The sequence below is a fragment of the Streptomyces sp. NPDC026500 genome, assembly GCF_055567635.1.
In genome coordinates this window covers 468,879-487,676 of sequence record NZ_JBVHQB010000005.1, presented here as the reverse complement: position 1 = coordinate 487,676, position 18,798 = coordinate 468,879, and the positions used below count along the sequence as shown (strand labels likewise).

Sequence of the window (18,798 nt, the reverse complement as noted above, 5' to 3'; positions counted from 1 at the left end):
CACGCCTAATCCCGGTTTTCAGGGCCCGTCGCGCTTCGGCGCGGCGGGCCCTGTGCTTGTCTCATGGGTGTGTCCTGGAGGAAGAGACGGACCGTCGCCTCTTACGCACCGGCCGGACGCGCTCTAGTCTGATCTCTGCTCGGTAGTTACTCGCGAGTTAAACAACAGCCGCAATTGAGCCAGCCGCACTGCCGCGGGCCCCGGAGGATGTCGTGAGCGACACACAGACCCTGATCGAGAACCGTCCGCCGTCCGTCGCGGCCCTCTTCCTGGAGCGCGTGGCGGCCACACCCGACGCCGAGGCATACCGCTACCCGGTACCGGCCTCGGGCGGCCGGGACGAGTGGAAGTCGCTGACCTGGGCGCAGTCCGCCGAGCGGGTCTACGCCATCGCGGCCGGTCTGATCGAACTCGGCGTAGAGCCGGAGCAGCGCGTCGCGCTCGCCTCCTCGACCCGGGTCGAGTGGATCCTGGCCGACCTCGGCATCCTCTGCGCGGGCGCGGCCACCACGACCGTGTACCCGCAGACCAACGCCGAGGAGTCGGCGTTCATCCTCTCCGACTCCGCGAGCAGGGTCCTCATCGCGGAGGACGCGGCCCAGCTAGCCAAGGCCCGGGAGAAGCGCGCGGAGCTTCCCGAGCTCACGCGGGTCGTCGTCATCGACCCGGAGGGCGTGGAGACCGACGACTGGGTCCTCACGCTCGCCGAGCTGGAGGCGCGCGGTACCGCGTACCTGGAGAAGCACCCTGAGCTGATCAAGGAGCGCGTCGGCGCGATCACCGCCGATCAGCTCGCTACCCTCATCTACACCTCCGGCACCACGGGCCGTCCCAAGGGCGTCCGGCTGCCGCAGGACAACTGGTCGTACATGGCGAAGGCGATCGCCGCGACCGGCCTGGTCGGCCAGGACGACGTCCAGTACCTGTGGCTGCCGCTCGCGCACGTCTTCGGCAAGGTCCTCACCTCCGGCCAGATCCAGGTCGGGCACGTCACCGCCGTCGACGGCCGCGTGGACAAGATCATCGAGAATCTGCCGGTGGTGCGGCCGACATACATGGCCGCCGTGCCGCGCATCTTCGAGAAGGTCTACAACGGGGTCGCGGCCAAGGCACGGGCCGGCGGCGGCGCCAAGTACAAGATCTTCCAGTGGGCCGCCGGGGTCTCCCGCGAGTACGCGAAGGCCAGCCAGGACAACTTCCGTCGTACCGGCTCGGCCTCCGTGCCCTTCGCGCTCGGCGCCAAGCACAAGGTCGCCGACGCGCTCGTCTTCGCCAAGATCCGCGAGGCCTTCGGCGGCAACCTGCGCGCCTGTGTCTCCGGCTCGGCCGCGCTCGCGCCGGAGATCGGCTACTTCTTCGCCGGCGCCGGCATCCACATCCTGGAGGGCTACGGGCTCACCGAGTCCTCCGCCGCCTCCTTCGTGAACCCGGGCGAGGCCTACCGCACCGGTACGGTCGGCAAGCCGCTGCCCGGCACCGAGGTGCGCATCGCGGACGACGGCGAGATCCTGCTGCGCGGCCCCGGCATCATGGAGGGCTACCACGGGCTGCCCGAGAAGACCGCCGAGGTCCTCGAGGCGGACGGCTGGTTCCACACCGGCGACATCGGTGAGCTGTCCCCGGACGGCTATCTGCGGATCACCGACCGCAAGAAGGACCTCATCAAGACCTCGGGCGGCAAGTACATCGCGCCCGCCGAGGTCGAGGGCCAGTTCAAGGCCGTCTGCCCGTACGTCTCCAACATCCTCGTGCACGGCGCCGACCGGAACTTCTGCACGGCGCTCATCGCCCTGGACGAGCCGTCCATCCTGGAGTGGGCGAAGGACAACGGCCTGGCGGGCAGGTCGTACGCCGAGGTCGTCGCGGCGCCCGTCACGGTCGCCCTCGTCGAGGGCTATGTGAAGGAGCTCAACGCGGGCCTCCAGCGCTGGCAGACCATCAAGAAGTTCCGCTTGCTGCCCCGCGACCTGGACGTCGAACACGGCGAGATCACTCCGAGCCTCAAGCTGAAGCGCCCGGTCGTCGAGCGGGAGTACAAGCACCTGATCGACGAGATGTACGCGGGCAGCCGCGAGGCATAGCCCTCGGCCCCGGTCCGTACGGGGGCGGTGGCGCGCAGGACTTCTCCGCGACCGAGCGGTGGAACCCCTCGCGTCCCTGCCCCCGGCGCTGCTCCTGTGCGCTCCGTGTACGCAGGTGGAGCACTGGCCGGGCTTGCTCGCCAGGGCGACGTCCCGCGCCCGGCCGTCGGTCCGGACGCCGTCGTGTGGACCGCCTCGGCCATGCCTCGCCAACTCCCGGACAGCCGCGTCACCTTGGCCCGGCCGCCGGATGCTCGTCGCGCCGCCCGTGCCGGGCCGGCTCCGTGCGGACCCTCTCCAGCCCGGAGCCGAAGCGGGAGCTCCGGTCCATGATCTGGTCGAACAATGCGCCGAGTTCGGCGACCGGTCCGTGGTCTGGTCGAACGTCGTGCTGAGTTCGGCGACCGGTCCGTGGTCTGGTCGAACGTCGTGCTGAGTTCGGCGACCGGTCCGTGGTCTGGTTGAACACCGCGCCGAGTTCGGCGACCGGTCCATGACCCGCCTCGGACGCCCTGCCGAAGTCGCCGTCCCTCGCCGCGGTCGTCGCGGCGAGCGGCGGACGCAGGTCGGATGCTCGAATCTGTCCGTCTTCGAGTACATCCATACCACTGTTCTCACTCATGGCGGCCCACTTCGGTGACTCGGTGCTTATAAGTGCCGCCGGTCTGTCACCCTGGCCGCATCGTCCGAGGTGTATTTCGTCCGAACTGCCCAGGGAGCCGCACAGTGGGGGCCATTCCGACGCAACGGGAGTCCATGGCGTGCGCCCCGGACGCGCCCGCGCACCACCGCGCCGGCCGGGACGTCGTGTCACGTACATCACTGCCGGGCACTCCGCTCGCCCCCGGAGCCGCCCGCCGTTTCCTCCGTGACACGCTCGTGAGCTGGGCCGAACTGGCGCTGCCCGGCGCCGAGATCATCGACGACCGGCTCACCGAGGACGCCGCCGTGGTGGTCAGCGAACTCGTCACCAACGCCGTCGTGCACGCGGGCACCGACGTCGAGCTGCTGTGCCGCCTGGAGTGCGCGGCCGACGGCCCGCCGGGCCCGCTGGTCGTCGAGGTGTCCGACCACCACCCCTCGCGTGCGATACGGGAGGACGGCACCGAACACCCCTACGGAACACCGGAGTACGGGCGTGGCCTGCGCCTCGTCTCCGCACTCTCCGAGGCCTGGGGGATCACCTACCGTCCCGGCGTGAAGACGGTGTGGTCGAGGCTGCTGGTCGACGGGAGCGCCGGCGCGCCGTCCGGTGCGGATGTCTTCGCGGACGCGGGCGACCTGCACCGGTCGGGCGGATCGGCGGAAGCCGAACGTCTCCCCGGAACCGCCGCGTTCGCGGATGCCGAAGACCTTCCCGGATCGGGTGGGTTCATGGACGGCGGCGGTCTCCGGGGACCGGGTGCGTCGGGGGACGGCGACGGGCTCATGGGCGCGGTGGGCGGGACGGAGGGGGCCTGGGCCGACGCGTACGCCGAGGGGCCGGCCACGGGGTACTGGCGACCGAGGGCCGGCGGCGAGTCGTATCCCGCGATATCCGCCTCCGGGGCGCCCCGGGGCACGGCGCGGAGTCACGACTGGCTGGACCGGGGAGCCCTCTCCTTTCTCGCCGAGGCCTCCGACCTGCTCGCCGGGCAGCTCGACGAGGACCTGGTCGCCGCGCTGGCCGGGCAGCTCCTCGTCCCGCGCCTCGCCGACTGGTGCGCTGTGTGGCTCGAGGACGAGGCCACCGACCGGGCGGGTGGTCTCGGCCTCGCGCTCGGCCCCCGCCTCGCCCGCGTCTGGCACGGCAGCGAGAGCCTCATCGAGGGGCTGCGCGGCACCCTGGAGAAGGACCCGCCGCGGCTGCCCGACGCGGTGCGGTCCCGTGCCGTCCCTGTGCCCTGGCCGGGCGAGGCGCTGGGCGCCCGCGGGGCGAGCGGGGCGGCGCTGGCGTACCGGCTGATCGCGGGCGGCCGCCCGCTGGGCACGCTCGTCATCGGGCGGGCCGGACTGCCCGACTTCCCCGACGAGGTCACCGGGCTCGTCGAGGATCTCAGTCGCCGGATCGCCCTCGCCATCGGCGCGGCCCGCCAGTACGCGCGCCAGGCCACCATCAGCCGGGTCCTGCAACGGGGACTGCTGCCGGGCGCGGTCGCCGAGATTCCCGGGGTGCGCAGCGCCCTCGTCTACGAGCCGCTCGACAAGGGCGGGCCGAGCGGCGACTTCTACGACGTGTTCCCGGCCGGCGACGGACGCTGGTGCTTCGCCGTCGGCGATGTCCAGGGAAAGGGCCCCGAGGCCGCCGTCGTGATCGGTCTGGCCCGGCCCTGGCTGCGGCTGCTGGCCCGCGAGGGCTACGACGTCGCGGACGTCCTCGACCGCCTCAACCAGCTCCTCCTCGACGACGCGACAGAGGCGGCGGACGCGGCGGCCCGTGCGCTCGTGGCCGCGGGCGGACCAGGGCTCGGCACCGACCTCGGCCCGCAGACACGTTTCCTTTCCATGCTCTACGGCGAGCTGGTCCCCTTCGACGGCGGAGTGCGCTGCACCCTGGCCTCGGCGGGACATCCGCTGCCGCTGCTGCTGGGCCCCGACGGCGACGTACGGGAGATGGCCCGGCCGCAGACCCTGCTCGGTGTCTTCGAGGACCCCGAGTACACCGCCGAGTCCTTCGAGCTGTACCCCGGCGACACCCTGCTGTGCGTCACCGACGGCGTGACGGAGCGGCGCGACGGGTCCCGCCAGTTCGACGACGACGACGGTCTCGCGCATGCCCTCGCGGGCTGCGTCGGCCTGAACGCCGAGCTGATCGCGGAACGGATCCGCGGGCTGGTCCACGAGTTCGGCACGCGCCCGCCTGAGGACGACATGGCCCTGCTGGTGCTGCAGGCGGAGTAGCCATTGCGTGCCCGCACCTCGGCGTCCCCGCGTGCCCGCACCCCGCTGTCCCGGGCGCTCCGCAGCCGTCCCTTGACTGCCCTGCGCCACGCGCCGGTCCGGGGCCGGTGGCCGGTGCGGCGTGCTGCCCGATCGGTCCGACGGGGCAGCGGCATGGTCGGTCAGGCATAGGACGGCCCGGTCCGGGCAAGGGTCGGCCCGGCCCGCTCCGGGCGGGGGTCGGTCCGGTCCGGGCGGGGTCGGTCCGGTCCGGGCACGGGACGGATAGGTCCGAGCGCGGGACGGAGGGGTCCGAGCGCGGGACGGAGAGGTCCGAGCGCAGGACGGAGAGGTCCGAGCGCGGGGCGGAATCGTGCACCGCGCCCGTACTGGACAATGGATGGCATGCCTTCCGCACTTCCCGACGGTGAGCCCGTCCCCGATGACGGGGCGCTGCCCGCGCACGCCCTGGCCGGGGCGGCCGAGCGGCCCCTCGGGTTCTACCTCCATGTGCCGTACTGCGCGACCCGCTGCGGCTACTGCGACTTCAACACCTACACGGCGACCGAGCTGCGGGGCAGCGGCGGTGTGCTCGCCTCCCGCGACAACTACGCGGACACCCTGACCGACGAGGTCCGCCTCGCCCGCAAGGTCCTCGGCGACGACCCCCGCCCCGTCCGCACGGTCTTCGTCGGAGGCGGTACGCCCACCCTGCTGGCCGCCGACGATCTCGTACGGATGCTGGGGGCGATCCGTGACGAGTTCGGGCTCGCGGACGACGCGGAGATCACGACGGAGGCGAACCCCGAGTCGGTCGACCCGGAGTACCTCGCGACGCTGCGCGCCGGCGGCTTCAACCGGATCTCCTTCGGCATGCAGAGCGCCCGGCAGCACGTCCTGAAGGTGCTCGACCGTACGCACACCCCGGGCCGCCCCGAGGCCTGTGTCGCCGAGGCCCGCGCGGCCGGCTTCACACATGTGAACCTGGATCTGATCTACGGCACCCCGGGGGAGTCGGACGACGACTGGCGGGCATCGCTCGAAGCGGCCCTCGGCGCAGGCCCCGACCACATCTCCGCGTACGCGCTCATCGTCGAGGAGGGCACGCAGCTCGCGCGCCGCATCCGCCGCGGCGAGGTCCCCATGACGGACGACGACGTGCACGCGGACCGCTATCTCATCGCGGACGAGGTGATGTCGGCGGCGGGCTTCGACTGGTACGAGGTGTCGAACTGGGCCACCTCCGAGGCCGGCCGCTGTCTGCACAACGAGCTCTACTGGCGGGGCGCCGACTGGTGGGGCGCGGGCCCCGGCGCCCACAGCCACGTGGGCGGTGTTCGCTGGTGGAACGTGAAACATCCGGGGGCGTACGCGGCCGCGCTGGCCTCGGGCCGCTCGCCGGGCGCGGGGCGTGAGCTCCTCTCCGACGAGGACCGCCGGGTCGAGCGGATCCTCCTCGAACTGCGGTTGCGCGAGGGCTGCCCGCTCTCCCTGCTCCGCCCCGACGGGCTGGCGGCCTCCCGCCGCGCCCTGTCCGAAGGGCTCCTCGAAGCCGGTCCGTACGACGCCGGTCGCGCCGTTCTCACCCTGCGCGGGCGACTGCTGGCGGACGCGGTCGTCCGGGATCTGGTGGACTGAACACCGTCGGCCCGCCCGGTCCCGGCACACCATCGCTCCGGGCTCCGGGCTCCGGGCTCCGGGCTGCCGACGGTCGGCGCCGGAACGCCGGCCCGGCGGTGAGCGCATACCGTCCGTGCGGCGGCACCCCCCCCGGCTCCAGCGCCCCAGTTCCGGCTTCCGGTTCCGGTACCTCCGGCTCTGGACTTCCACGGTCCCGGCGCCCCGGTTCCGGCACCCCCGGTTCCGGTACCTCCACCTCCGTGGTCCGGCGCCTCCGTGGTCCGGCACCCTCACGCTCCGGCACCCCCGCGCTCCGGCTCCCCGGCTCTGGCGGCTCCCGCAGCCCTGGCGGCTCCGGAGCCCCCGTCACTCCGGCGCGGTGACGAAGTCGATCAGTTCCTCCACCCGGCCCAGGAGTTCCGGCTCCAGGTCCTTGTAGGAGTGGACCCGGGACAGGATGTGCTGCCAGGCCGCGCCGGTGTTCTCCGGCCAGCCCAGGGCACGGCACACGCCCGTCTTCCAGTCCTGGCCGCGCGGGACCCGGGGCCAGTCCGGGATGCCCACGGAGGACGGCTTCACGGCCTCCCAGACGTCGATGTACGGGTGGCCGAGCACCAGGGCGTGCGCGCTCGTGACCGCCTCGGCGATGCGGGACTCCTTCGAACCCTGGACCAGGTGGTCGACGAGTACGCCGAGCCGGGCGTCCGGGCCCGGGTCGAACGCGGCGACGATCGCCGGGAGGTCGTCGACGCCCTCCAGGTACTCCACGACGACGCCCTCGATGCGCAGATCGTCGCCCCAGACCCGCTCGACCAGTTCGGCGTCGTGGCGGCCCTCGACGTAGATGCGTCCGGCCCGCGCCACCCGGGCGCGGGCGCCGGGCACCGCCACCGAGCCGGATGCCGTACGGCTGGGGTGTACGGGCGCCGAGGCCGTCGGGCGCACCAGCGTCACCACCCTGCCCTCCAGGAGGAAGCCGCGCGGCTCCAGCGGGAACACCCGGTGCTTGCCGAAGCGGTCCTCCAGGGTCACCGTGCCCGCCTCGCAGCGGATCACCGCGCCGCAGAAGCCGGTGCCGGGCTCCTCGACCACCAGACCGGGGTCCGCCGGGACCTCGGGCACGGGCTTGGGCTTCTTCCACGGCGGGGTCAGGTCCGGAGAGTACTGGCGCATTCGGATGACGATAGGAGAAGCCCGGCGGTGATCACCGCGACACGCCGGAACCCGCCGTGCCGGAACCCGCCGTGCCGGAACCCGCCGTGCCGGAACCCGCCGTGCCGGAACCCGCCGTGCCGGAACCCGCCGTGCCGGAACCTGTCGTGCCGGAACCCGCCGACCCGAAACGCGCGGCCAGGGCATCCCGCTGGGACCGTACGAACCCGGCGTCCACGACCGCCCCGTGACCGGGCACGTACAGCGCGTCCTCGCCGCCGAGGCCGAGCAGCCGGTCGAGGGCCGCGGGCCAGCGCGCCGGTACGGCGTCGGGGCCCGCCTGCGGCTCGCCGGACTCCTCGACCAGGTCGCCGCAGAACACCACCGTCGGGTCGCCCGGCACGACGACCACGAGGTCGTGGGCGGTGTGGCCCTCACCCGTCCGTACCAGCCGCACCTCGATGCCGCCGCCGAGGTCCAGGTTCGTGGTGCCCCACACGGACCGCCGGGGACGCACGAGGGTGTCGGCCGCCTCCTCCGCCGCCCGCGGGTCGAGACCGTTGCGCACCGCGTCCGCGCACAGCTCCCCGCGACCGTTCTCGTACACCTCGGACGAGCCGCCCGCGACGAGGATCTCCGCGCCCGCGAACGCCGCGGCGCCGAAGACATGGTCGAAATGAGGGTGGGTGAGCGCGAGAAGGGTCACACGGTGCCCGACGAGAACCTGCGCCTCCCGGCGCAACCACGCGCCCTCCGCGAGACTCGATCCCGCGTCGATCATCAGCGCCGCGCCCTCGCCGACGACGAGCCCGACCGTGCAGTCCCAGTCCGGAAGTCGCCGCCGCCCGACCCGGGGCGCCACCCTTTCCCACCCCAGCTCTTCCCAAGTCAGCCTCATGCGGCGACGCTAACGGTGACCGGGTGCCGTGCACGACATCGCAGGCCCGCCCTTGCCGGGGTCGTGCCTCACCGCCGTACACTGGGCCGGGGAACGCTGGCACTCCCGTGTGCTGAGTGCCAGACGAAAGCCACGAAGGCCACGAAGACCACCGAGTCGACTTCTGGAGGTGTGCGCGATGCTCAGTGAACGCAGGCTCGAGGTGCTCCGCGCCATCGTCCAGGACTATGTCGGCACCGAGGAACCGGTCGGTTCCAAGGCGCTCACCGAGCGGCACCGGCTGGGCGTCTCGCCCGCCACCGTCCGCAACGACATGGCCGCCCTGGAGGACGAGGGCTACATCGCCCAGCCGCACACCAGCGCCGGGCGCATCCCTACGGACAAGGGATACCGGCTCTTCGTCGACAAGCTCGCGGGCGTCAAGCCGATGACCGCGCCCGAGCGACGGGCCATCCAGAACTTCCTGGACGGCGCCGTCGACCTCGACGACGTCGTCGGGCGGACCGTGCGGCTGCTCGCGCAGCTCACCCGGCAGGTCGCCGTCGTGCAGTACCCCTCGCTGACGCGCTCGACCGTGCGCCATGTGGAGCTGCTGTCACTCGCCCCCGCGCGGGTGATGCTCGTACTGATCACGGACACCGGCCGGGTCGAGCAGCGCATGATCAACTGTCCTGTGCCGTTCGGTGAGACGTCGCTGGCGGATCTGCGGGCCCGGCTCAACAGCCGGGTCGCAGGGCGCCCCTTCGCGGACGTCCCGCAGCTCGTCCAGGACCTCCCGGACGCCTTCGAGTCGGAGGACCGGGGTACGGTCTCGACGGTGCTCTCCACACTGCTGGAGACACTCGTCGAGGAGACCGAGGAGCGGCTGATGATCGGCGGTACCGCCAATCTCACGCGATTCGGACATGACTTCCCTCTCACCATCCGGCCGGTGCTCGAAGCGCTGGAGGAGCAGGTAGTGCTCCTCAAGTTGCTTGGAGAGGCCGGGGATTCGAGCATGACCGTGCGAATCGGGCACGAGAACGCGTACGAGGGACTCAACTCCACGTCCGTGGTCTCGGTCGGCTACGGTTCGGGCGGCGAGGCAGTAGCCAAACTCGGCGTGGTCGGCCCGACCCGCATGGATTACCCGGGAACGATGGGAGCGGTACGAGCGGTGGCACGGTACGTCGGACAGATCCTGGCGGAGTCTTAAGTGGCCACGGACTACTACGCCGTACTCGGCGTGCGCCGCGACGCGTCCCAGGACGAGATCAAGAAGGCGTTCCGGAGGCTCGCTCGCGAGCTGCACCCGGACGTCAATCCCGATCCGAAGACGCAGGAGCGGTTCAAAGAGATCAACGCCGCGTACGAGGTGTTGTCGGACCCGCAGAAGAAGCAGGTCTACGACCTCGGTGGCGACCCGCTGTCCCAGCAGGGCGGCGGTGGCGCCGGCGGCTTCGGCGCGGGCGGCTTCGGGAACTTCTCCGACATCATGGACGCCTTCTTCGGCACGGCGTCGCAGCGCGGACCGCGCTCGCGCACCCGCCGGGGACAGGACGCCATGATCCGGCTGGAGATCGAGCTCGACGAGGCGGCCTTCGGCACCACGAAGGACATCCAGGTCGACACGGCCGTCGTCTGCGCCACCTGCAACGGCGAAGGCGCCGCGCCCGGGACCTCCGCGCAGACCTGTGACATGTGCCGCGGTCGCGGCGAGGTGTCCCAGGTGACGCGGTCGTTCCTCGGCCAGGTCATGACCTCACGGCCGTGTCCGCAGTGCCAGGGCTTCGGCACCGTGGTCCCGACCCCGTGCCACGACTGCGCGGGCGACGGCCGGGTCCGGTCCCGTCGCACCCTCACGGTCAAGATCCCGGCCGGTGTGGACAACGGCACGCGGATCCAGCTCGCGGGCGAGGGCGAGGTCGGCCCCGGCGGCGGCCCCGCCGGCGACCTGTACGTCGAGATCCACGAGCTGCCGCACTCGACCTTCCAGCGGCGCGGCGACGACCTGCACTGCACGGTCACCCTCCCGATGACGGCGGCGTCCCTCGGCACCAAGGTGCCGCTGGAGACGCTCGACGGCATGGAGGAGGTCGACATCCGTCCGGGCACACAGTCCGGCCAGTCGATCCCGCTGCACGGCAGGGGTGTCACGCACCTGCGCGGCGGCGGCCGAGGCGACCTCGTCGTGCACGTCGAGGTCACCACGCCGACCAAGCTCGACGCGGAGCAGGAGCGGGTGCTGCGCGAGCTCGCCATACTGCGCGGCGAGGAGCGCCCCACCGGTCAGTTCCAGCCCGGTCAGCAGGGGCTCTTCTCCCGGCTGAAGGACGCCTTCAACGGCCGCTGACCCAGGCCGGACGCGGGGTGGCCGTGCCACCCCGCGTCCGACCGTCCCGGCGGCCCGTCCCGGGCGGACGACCGGATTCGGACTTGTCCTGGGGACGTGACAACATGCCGTCATGTCCTCCGCGCTGACCGATCTCTTCCCTCACCCGATCGTGCAGGCCCCCATGGCGGGCGGCGTCTCCGTCCCGCAGCTCGCGGCCGCCGTGTCCGAGGCCGGCGGGCTCGGATTCCTCGCCGCCGGGTACAAGACCGCCGACGGGATGTACCAGGAGATCAAGCAGCTGCGCGGGCTGACCGGCCGTCCCTTCGGCGTCAACCTGTTCATGCCGCAGCCGGAGTACGCGGACGCCGGCGCGGTCGAGGTGTACGCCAACCAGCTCGCGGGTGAGGCCGCCTGGTACGAGACCGAGCTCGGTGATCCGGACAGCGGCCGCGACGACGGCTACGACGCCAAGCTCGCCGTCCTCCTCGACAACCCGGTGGCCGTGGTCTCCTTCCACTTCGGCGTCCCGAGCAAGGACGTGCTGGACTCCCTGCGCCGTGCCGGCACCTTCACCCTGGTCACCGCCACCACCGCCGAGGAAGCCCTCAACGTGCAGCGGGCCGGCGCAGACGCGGTCATCGCGCAGGGCATCGAGGCCGGCGGACACCAGGGCACCCACCGCGACAACCCGGAGACGGACGGCGCGGGCGTCGGTCTGCTCTCCCTGGTCGCCCAGGTCCGCGAGACCGTGCGGATCCCGGTCGTCGCGGCCGGCGGCATCATGCGCGGCAGCCAGATCGCCGCCGTCCTCGCCGAGGGCGCGGACGCGGCCCAGCTGGGCACCGCCTTCCTCGCCACCCCCGAGTCCGGCGCGAGCGCCGTGCACAAGCACGCGCTGACCGACCCCCTCTTCGTCCGCACGGAGCTGACGCGCGCCTTCTCCGGGCGCCCGGCGCGCGGGCTGGCCAACCGCTTCATGCGCGAGCACGGCCCGTACGCCCCAGCCGCCTATCCCGAGATCCATCACCTCACCCTGCCGCTGCGCAAGGCGGCCGCCAGGGCGGGCGACGCGCAGGGCATGGCGCTGTGGGCGGGACAGGGCCACCGCATGGCGCGCGACCTGCCCGCCGGACAGCTGGTAGAGGTACTGAACGCCGAAACAGCGGCCGCCAAGACAGCGTTGTCGGCCGCCGACGAGATCCCGGAAGAGGGTGCGGCCCGATGACGGCACCGGTGTTCCTGGTCGAGCACTTCAAGGCGGCCGGCGGAGGACGCTATGTCCTCGACGGCCCCGAGGGACGGCACGCCGTCTCCGTGAAGCGGCTGCGGGCCGGCGAGGACGTCGTGCTCACCGACGGGGCCGGTCGCTGGGCGGACTGCGTGGTCCTCGACACCGAGGGCAAGGACCGGCTGATCGTCCAGATGGACTCGGTGTCCGAGGAAGAGGCGGAGGAACCGCGCATCACGGTCGTCCAGGCCCTGCCCAAGGGCGACCGGGGCGAGCTGGCCGTCGAGACCATGACCGAGACCGGCGTGGACGCGATCGTCCCCTGGGCCGCCTCCCGCTGCATCACGCAGTGGAAGGGCGACCGGGGTCTGAAGGCGCTCGCCAAGTGGCGCGCCACCGCCCGGGAGGCCGGCAAGCAGTCCCGCCGGGTGCGCTTCCCGGAGGTCGCGGACGCGATGACGACCAAGCAGGTTGCCGCACTTCTGGCCAAAGCCGATCTCGCCGCCGTACTCCACGAGGACACCGAACTCGGCACCGAGCCCTTCGCGACCGCCGCGCTGCCCGGCTCCGGGGAGATCGTCCTGGTGGTCGGCCCCGAGGGCGGCATCTCCCCCGAAGAGGTCGCACTCTTCACCGAGGCCGGCGCGAAGACCTTCCACCTGGGGCGCACGGTGCTGCGCACCTCGACGGCCGGGACCGTGGCCACGGCACTGCTGCTGGCCCGCACCGGCCGCTGGTCCTGACCCCACCACCCGCCGGTCCCGACCCGTCACCCGCACATCCACCGGGGAATTCATGGAACTCGCTCAGGTACGGCTGCTCGTCTCCGACTTCGCCGCCTGCTATCGCTTCTACTCCGAAGTCCTCGGCCTCAGGCCCCAGTCGGGCGCGGCCGAGGGCCCGTACGAGAAGTTCAGTCCCGTCGCCGGATCGGCGGGCATCGCCCTCCAGGACCGCGCGATGATGGCCGAGATCCTGGGGGAGCTCGGTGACGTGGTGACCGGACACCGGTCGCTGGTGGTGCTGCGGGTGGACGACCTCGACACCTACTGCGAGCAGGTCGTCTCGCGCGGCGCGACCCTGCTGCACGGCCCGGCGCCCATGACGGACCGCATGCGCGTCGCCCATCTCAAGGACCCCGAGGGCAACCTGGTGGAACTCCAGGAGTGGCAGCTGCTGCTCGGCTGACGAGCGGCCCGGGGCCCGCCCGAGCGGGGGACGAGGAACTCCTTCGTCGCCCGACCCTCGCGGGCGGGCAACTCCTTCGGGTGGTTGTGCCCGCGATGGCCGCATGCGGTCTACCGCGCCGCGCCGTGCGGTGGCACGCTGCCGTCCATGGGGGCTTCGAGGCATATCAGGCGCCGGACGGGGCGCAGGCGGGCACTGATGGCCGTCGGGCTGGGCGCGGCCGGAGTGTTCGGAGTGACCGCGTGCCAGCCGGTGGACGGACTCAGCACCGCCACCGTGGCCTACACGACCGACCAGACGGCGACCAGGCAACTCGAACGACAACACGTGGACGTGCGCTGGCTCACCTGCACCGCCCACTACGGCAATGCCAACAAGGCCTACACGCCCGGGAAGTCGCCCTCGCCGACCGAGAACACCGTGGCGACCGTCGACTGCCGGGGCCAGACCGGCGACGGCCGGGCCATCGTCGTCAAGGGCAAGGTCACCCGGGCCGTCAACGGCGCCTGCGTACGCGGCGACCTGCGCGCCACCGTCGGCGGCAAGCAGTGGTTCCACGTGAACGGCCTGGGCGACTGCAACGCCGCGGGCGGGCCCACCCCGCCGGTCACCTACCACCCCACGAACGGGCAGCCCAACCCCACCGTCACCGTCACCGTGACGAAGACCATGTGGTGCAAGGGCGACCCCACCTGTTGGCCCTCGCAGGGCAAGTGACCTGCCGGACCGTACACGGATCAAGTGATCCAAACCCCTGTCGGGGCGCGCGTCCGCTGCATAGGGTGATCGGGTGACTGAGTCCGCACCCTCCGCGTATCTCCGGTTTCCGCATCTGCACGGCGAGTTGGTCGTCTTCACGGCCGAGGACGACATCTGGGCCGCCTCCCTCGAGGGTGGCGGCCGCGCCTGGCGGGTCAGCGCCGACAACGTACCGGTCAACCATCCGCGCATCTCCCCGGACGGCACGACCGTCGCCTGGACGTCGACGCGTGACGGAGCCCCCGAGGTCCACACCGCCTCCCTGTCCGGCGGGCCCGCCAAACGGCTGACGTACTGGGGCAGTTCGAAGACCCAGGTACGCGGCTGGACCCCCGACGGACAGGTACTCGCCCTCAGTACCCAGGGCCAGGCCAGCCTGCGCCGCACCTGGGCACGGTCCGTCCCGCTCGACGGCGGCCCCGCGACGACCCTGCCGTACGGCCCCGTCGGCGATGTCGCCCACGGCGCGCCCGGCGTCGTCCTGCTGTCCGCCCCGATGGGGCGCGAGGCCGCCTGGTGGAAGCGCTACCGGGGCGGCACGGCGGGCAAGCTGTGGATCGACCGGGACGGCGACGGCGAGTTCGTCCGGCTGCTCGAGGACATCGGCGGGAACCTCGAATACCCCTTCTGGGTGGGCGAACGGATCGCCTTTCTGTCGGACCACGAGGACGTCGGGGCCCTGTACTCCTCCCTCGCCGACGGAACCGACCTGCGGCGCCACACCCCCCATGGGGGCACCTCCCGCTCGAGCGAAGCCGAGAGTGGGGGATCCTTCTACGCCCGCCACGCGGCCACCGACGGCACCCGCGTCGTGTACTCCTCCGCCGGCGAACTGTGGCTCCTGGACGACCTCGACGGCGCCGAGCCCCGCCGGCTGGACATCCGGCTCGGCGGCCAGCGCGTCGACCAGCAGCCGCACCCGGTGAGCGCCTCGCGCTGGTTCTCCGCCGCCGCGCCCGACCACACCGGACGCGGCAGCGCGATCTCCGTGCGCGGCGCCGTCCACTGGGTCACGCACCGCTCCGGACCGGCCCGCGCGCTCGCCGCCGAGCAGGGCGTCCGCGCCCGGCTGCCCCGCACCTTCCGCGCCGAGGGCGAGGAGCACGTGGTCTGGGTGACCGACGCGGAGGGCGACGACGCCCTCGAATTCGCCCCCGCCACCGGCGTCGCCCCCGGAGCCACCCCGCGACGGCTCGCCGCCGGCGCGCTCGGCCGGGTCCTCGGCCTCGCCATGGCGCCCGACGGAAGCCGCGCCGCCGTCGCCTCGCACGACGGGCGCGTGCTGCTCGTCGAGCGCGAGAGCGGCGAGGTCCGCGAGGTCGACCGGAGCGAGGACGGCGACGTCACCGGCCTCGTCTTCTCGCCCGACTCGGCGTGGCTCGCCTGGTCGCACCCTGGGCCGCGCCCGCTGCGCCAGCTCAAGCTCGCCAACACCACCGACCTGTCGGTGACCGAGGCGACCCCGCTGCGCTTCCGGGACTACGCACCGGCGTTCACCCTCGACGGCAAGCACCTCGCCTTCCTGTCGGCACGCGCCTTCGACCCCGTCTACGACGAGCACGTCTTCGACCTGGCCTTCGTCGGCGGCTCCCGGCCGTATCTGATCACCCTGGCCGCGACGACCCCGTCCCCCTTCGGACCGCAGCGCCACGGCAGGCCCTTCGAGGCCCCCGACAAGGACGAGACACCCGACAGCGAGGGCACCCCCAGCACCCGTATCGACCTGGACGGACTCGCCGACCGGATCGTGCCCTTCCCCGTCGAGGCCGCCCGCTACTCGACGCTGCGCGCCGCCAAGGACGGCCTCCTGTGGCTGCGCCATCCGGTACGGGGCGTGCTCGGCTCCTCCCGCGCCACCCCGGACGACCCGGACCCGAAGACCGAACTGGAGCGGTACGACCTCGCCCAGCAGCGCATCGAGCATCTCGCCGCCGACGCCGACCACTTCACCGTCACCGGCGACGGCAAGCGGGTCCTGCTGTGGACCGACGGCAAGCTCAAGGTCGTCCCCAGCGACCGGCGCGCCTCGAACGACGACGAGAGCGACACGAACATCACCGTCGACCTGTCGCGGGTGCGCCAGACCGTCGACCCGCCCGCCGAATGGCGCCAGATGTACGACGAGATGGGCCGCCTCATGCGGGACAACTTCTGGCGGCCGGACCTGGGCGGCGTCGACTGGGACGCGGTCCTCGACCGGTACCGGCCGGTCCTGGAACGGGTCGCCACCCACGACGACCTCGTCGACCTGCTGTGGGAGGTGCAGGGCGAACTCGGCACCTCGCACGCGTACGTCACCCCGCGCGGCGGACACCGCGGCGGCGACCTCGCCCAGGGGCTCCTCGGGGCGGACATCTCCCGCCACGAGGACGGCAGTTGGCGCATCGACCGGATCCTCCCCTCGGAGACCTCGGACCCGGACGCGCGGGCCCCGCTCGCAGCGCCCGGCGTCGCGGTGCGCGCCGGGGACGCGGTCGTCGCCGTCGGCGGCCGGCCGGTGGACCCGGTGGCCGGGCCCGCACCCCTGCTCGTCGGCACGGCGGGCAAACCGGTCGAGCTGACCGTCTCGCCCTCCGGCGGCGGAGATCCGCGCCACGCGGTCGTCGTACCGCTCGCCGACGAGGAGCCGCTGCGCTACCACGCGTGGGTGGCCGACCGGCGCGCCTACGTCCACGAGCTGTCCGGCGGACGCCTCGGCTATCTGCACGTGCCGGACATGGTCGGCTCCGGGTGGGCGCAGCTCCACCGCGACCTGCGGATCGAGGTGGCCCGCGAGGGCCTTGTCGTGGACGTCCGTGAGAACCGCGGCGGCCACACCTCCCAGCTCGTGGTGGAGAAGCTCGCCCGGCGGATCGTCGGCTGGGACCTGCCCCGCGGCCTGCGCCCCTACAGCTACCCGGAGGACGCGCCGCGCGGCCCCGTGGTCGCCGTCGCCAACGAGTTCTCCGGATCCGACGGCGACATCGTCAACGCGGCGATCAAGGCGCTGGGCATCGGACCCGTGGTCGGCACCCGCACCTGGGGCGGCGTCATCGGGATCGACAGCCGCTACCGCCTCGTCGACGGCACCTCCGTCACCCAGCCCAAGTACGCCTTCTGGCTGGAGGGTTACGAGTGGAGCGTCGAGAACCACGGTGTCGATCCCGACGTCGAGGTCGTCCAGGCACCGCAGGACCACGCGGCCGGCCGCGACACCCAGCTCGACGAGGCGGTCAGGATCGCGCTGGCCGCGCTGGAGGAGAACCCGGCGAAGACCGCGCCCACGCTGCCGCCGCTGTGACCTTCGCCCGGTGGGGCGGACGGCGGCGGCGCGAGCCACACGCGAGCCGTCCGCACCGCCGGGCCGCTAGCATGCGGAGGTAATGATCGGCTGGCGTGAGGAGGCACACGCATGGCGCAGGAGCCGAGGCGGGACGAGGGCGGGGAACCGCAGGACGACTGCCTGTTCTGCAAGATCGTGGCGGGGCACATTCCGGCGACGCTGGTGCGCGAGAGCGACACGACCGTGGCGTTCCGCGACATCAACCCGCAGGCACCGACCCACATCCTGGTCATTCCCAGGGTGCACTACACGGACGCGGCCGCCCTGGCCGCCGCCGAACCCGCCGTCGCCGCGGACCTGTTGCGCGAGGCGGGCGAGATCGCGGGCGAGGAGAAGCTGGAGAGCTACCGCATCGTGTTCAACACGGGCAGCGGTGCCGGACAGACCGTCTTCCACGCGCACGCCCACCTCCTGGGCGGCCGTGGCATGCAGTGGCCGCCGGGATAACCCGCCTTGTCCGCACGTGAACTGGTGGTCCTCGGCACCGCCAGCCAGGTTCCGACCCGGCACCGCAACCACAACGGCTACCTGCTCCGCTGGGACGGCGAGGGTCTCCTCTTCGACCCCGGCGAGGGCACCCAGCGGCAGATGCTGCGTGCCGGGGTCGCCGCGCACGACCTGCACCGCATCTGCGTCACCCATTTCCACGGCGACCACGCGCTCGGGCTCGGCGGGGTGATCCAGCGCATCAACCTCGACCGCGTACCGCACGAGGTGACCGCGCACTACCCGCTCTCCGGACAGCACTTCTTCGAGCGGCTGCGGTACGCCACCGCCTACCGTGAGACCGCCCGGCTGACCGAGGCGCCGGTCGCGGACGACGGCGTCGTCGCGACGACCCCCGCGTACACCCTGGAGGCCCGCAGGCTCTCCCACCCCGTCGAGTCCTTCGGATACCGGCTGGTCGAACCGGACGGGCGGCGGATGCTGCCGGAGCGGCTCGCCGAGCACGGGATCAAGGGATCCGACGTCGGGGTGCTGCAACGGGAGGGTTCGCTGCGGGGCGTCACGCTGGACGACGTCAGCGAGGTGCGGCGCGGACAGCGGTTCGCGTTCGTCATGGACACCCGGCTGTGCGAGGGCGTGGACGCGCTCGCCGAGGGCTGCGACCTGCTGGTCATCGAGTCGACCTTCCTCGACGGTGACCATCAACTCGCCACGGACCACGGCCATCTGACGGCAGGTCAGGCGGGCCGGGCGGCCAAGGAGGCGGGCGTGCGGCATCTTGTGCTCACCCACTTCAGCCAGCGCTACTCCGATCCCGCGGAGTTCGAGCGCGAGGCCCGCGCGGCGGGGTTCGACGGGGAACTGACAGTGGCGCACGACCTGGTGAGAGTGCCGGTTCCGAAGCGACGGTGAGGGCGCCGGGACCCGGGG

General features: G+C 72.5%; 13 protein-coding genes and 2 pseudogenes. 12 read left to right on the top strand and 3 right to left on the bottom strand.

What is annotated here, in order from left to right:
* Positions 1-212: 212 nt before the first annotated feature.
* The gene (locus tag ACZ4N5_RS12775; protein ID WP_467757088.1) at positions 213-2,081 is read left to right on the top strand and encodes an AMP-dependent synthetase/ligase; all 1,869 of its coding nucleotides are present in this window, start codon (positions 213-215) and stop codon (positions 2,079-2,081) included.
* Positions 2,082-2,316: 235 nt separating this feature from the next.
* Here ACZ4N5_RS12775 and ACZ4N5_RS12770 read toward each other — a convergent pair.
* Positions 2,317-2,703, bottom strand: a pseudogene (locus tag ACZ4N5_RS12770) (hypothetical protein); the annotation flags it as partial.
* 104 nt (positions 2,704-2,807) lie between these two features.
* On the opposite strand from ACZ4N5_RS12770, the gene ACZ4N5_RS12765 reads away from it, so the two are divergent.
* Positions 2,808-4,961, top strand: a complete 2,154-nt coding sequence (locus tag ACZ4N5_RS12765) for a SpoIIE family protein phosphatase (protein ID WP_467757087.1) — start codon at positions 2,808-2,810, stop codon at positions 4,959-4,961.
* Between the two features lie 384 nt (positions 4,962-5,345).
* Positions 5,346-6,578 carry a radical SAM family heme chaperone HemW gene (hemW, locus tag ACZ4N5_RS12760; RefSeq protein ID WP_467757086.1) on the top strand — a complete coding sequence of 411 codons (1,233 nt, stop codon included), beginning with the start codon at positions 5,346-5,348 and terminating at the stop codon, positions 6,576-6,578.
* Between the two features lie 348 nt (positions 6,579-6,926).
* Here the strand turns inward: hemW and ACZ4N5_RS12755 are convergent, their stop codons facing one another.
* Complete coding sequence (locus tag ACZ4N5_RS12755; protein ID WP_467757085.1) at positions 6,927-7,733, bottom strand: DUF3097 domain-containing protein; 807 nt, start codon at positions 7,731-7,733, stop codon at positions 6,927-6,929.
* Between the two features lie 163 nt (positions 7,734-7,896).
* Positions 7,897-8,610, bottom strand: a pseudogene (locus ACZ4N5_RS12750) (MBL fold metallo-hydrolase); the annotation flags it as partial.
* 178 nt (positions 8,611-8,788) lie between these two features.
* Here ACZ4N5_RS12750 and hrcA point away from each other — a divergent pair.
* The 9 genes from hrcA (at position 8,789) to ACZ4N5_RS12705 (ending at position 18,780) form a co-directional block, all read left to right on the top strand.
* Positions 8,789-9,805 carry a heat-inducible transcriptional repressor HrcA gene (gene hrcA, locus ACZ4N5_RS12745; RefSeq protein WP_328555614.1) on the top strand — a complete coding sequence of 339 codons (1,017 nt, stop codon included), beginning with the start codon at positions 8,789-8,791 and terminating at the stop codon, positions 9,803-9,805.
* Positions 9,806-10,942, top strand: coding sequence for a molecular chaperone DnaJ (gene dnaJ, locus ACZ4N5_RS12740; protein WP_467757084.1), 1,137 nt, complete (start codon positions 9,806-9,808; stop codon positions 10,940-10,942). It begins immediately after the preceding gene.
* Between the two features lie 112 nt (positions 10,943-11,054).
* Complete coding sequence (locus tag ACZ4N5_RS12735; protein WP_467757083.1) at positions 11,055-12,149, top strand: nitronate monooxygenase; 1,095 nt, start codon at positions 11,055-11,057, stop codon at positions 12,147-12,149.
* The gene (locus tag ACZ4N5_RS12730; RefSeq protein ID WP_467757082.1) at positions 12,146-12,895 is read left to right on the top strand and encodes a 16S rRNA (uracil(1498)-N(3))-methyltransferase; all 750 of its coding nucleotides are present in this window, start codon (positions 12,146-12,148) and stop codon (positions 12,893-12,895) included. Before ACZ4N5_RS12735 ends, ACZ4N5_RS12730 begins: the two co-directional genes overlap by 4 nt.
* Positions 12,896-12,947: 52 nt before the next feature.
* Entirely contained in the window at positions 12,948-13,340 is a 393-nt protein-coding gene (locus tag ACZ4N5_RS12725; RefSeq protein WP_467757081.1) for a VOC family protein, read from the top strand.
* 198 nt (positions 13,341-13,538) lie between these two features.
* Positions 13,539-14,057: a hypothetical protein gene (locus ACZ4N5_RS12720; protein WP_467757080.1), complete on the top strand. Its 519-nt coding sequence runs from the start codon at positions 13,539-13,541 to the stop codon at positions 14,055-14,057.
* Positions 14,058-14,130: 73 nt separating this feature from the next.
* On the top strand, positions 14,131-17,379 hold the full coding sequence (locus ACZ4N5_RS12715) for a S41 family peptidase (RefSeq protein ID WP_467757079.1): 3,249 nt from the start codon (positions 14,131-14,133) through the stop codon (positions 17,377-17,379).
* A gap of 111 nt (positions 17,380-17,490) precedes the next feature.
* Positions 17,491-17,868 (top strand): histidine triad nucleotide-binding protein, encoded by a 378-nt coding sequence (locus ACZ4N5_RS12710; RefSeq protein WP_467757078.1) that lies wholly within the window; start codon positions 17,491-17,493, stop codon positions 17,866-17,868.
* Between the two features lie 6 nt (positions 17,869-17,874).
* Entirely contained in the window at positions 17,875-18,780 is a 906-nt protein-coding gene (locus tag ACZ4N5_RS12705) for a ribonuclease Z (RefSeq protein WP_467757077.1), read from the top strand.
* The last annotated feature ends 18 nt before the right edge of the window (positions 18,781-18,798 follow it).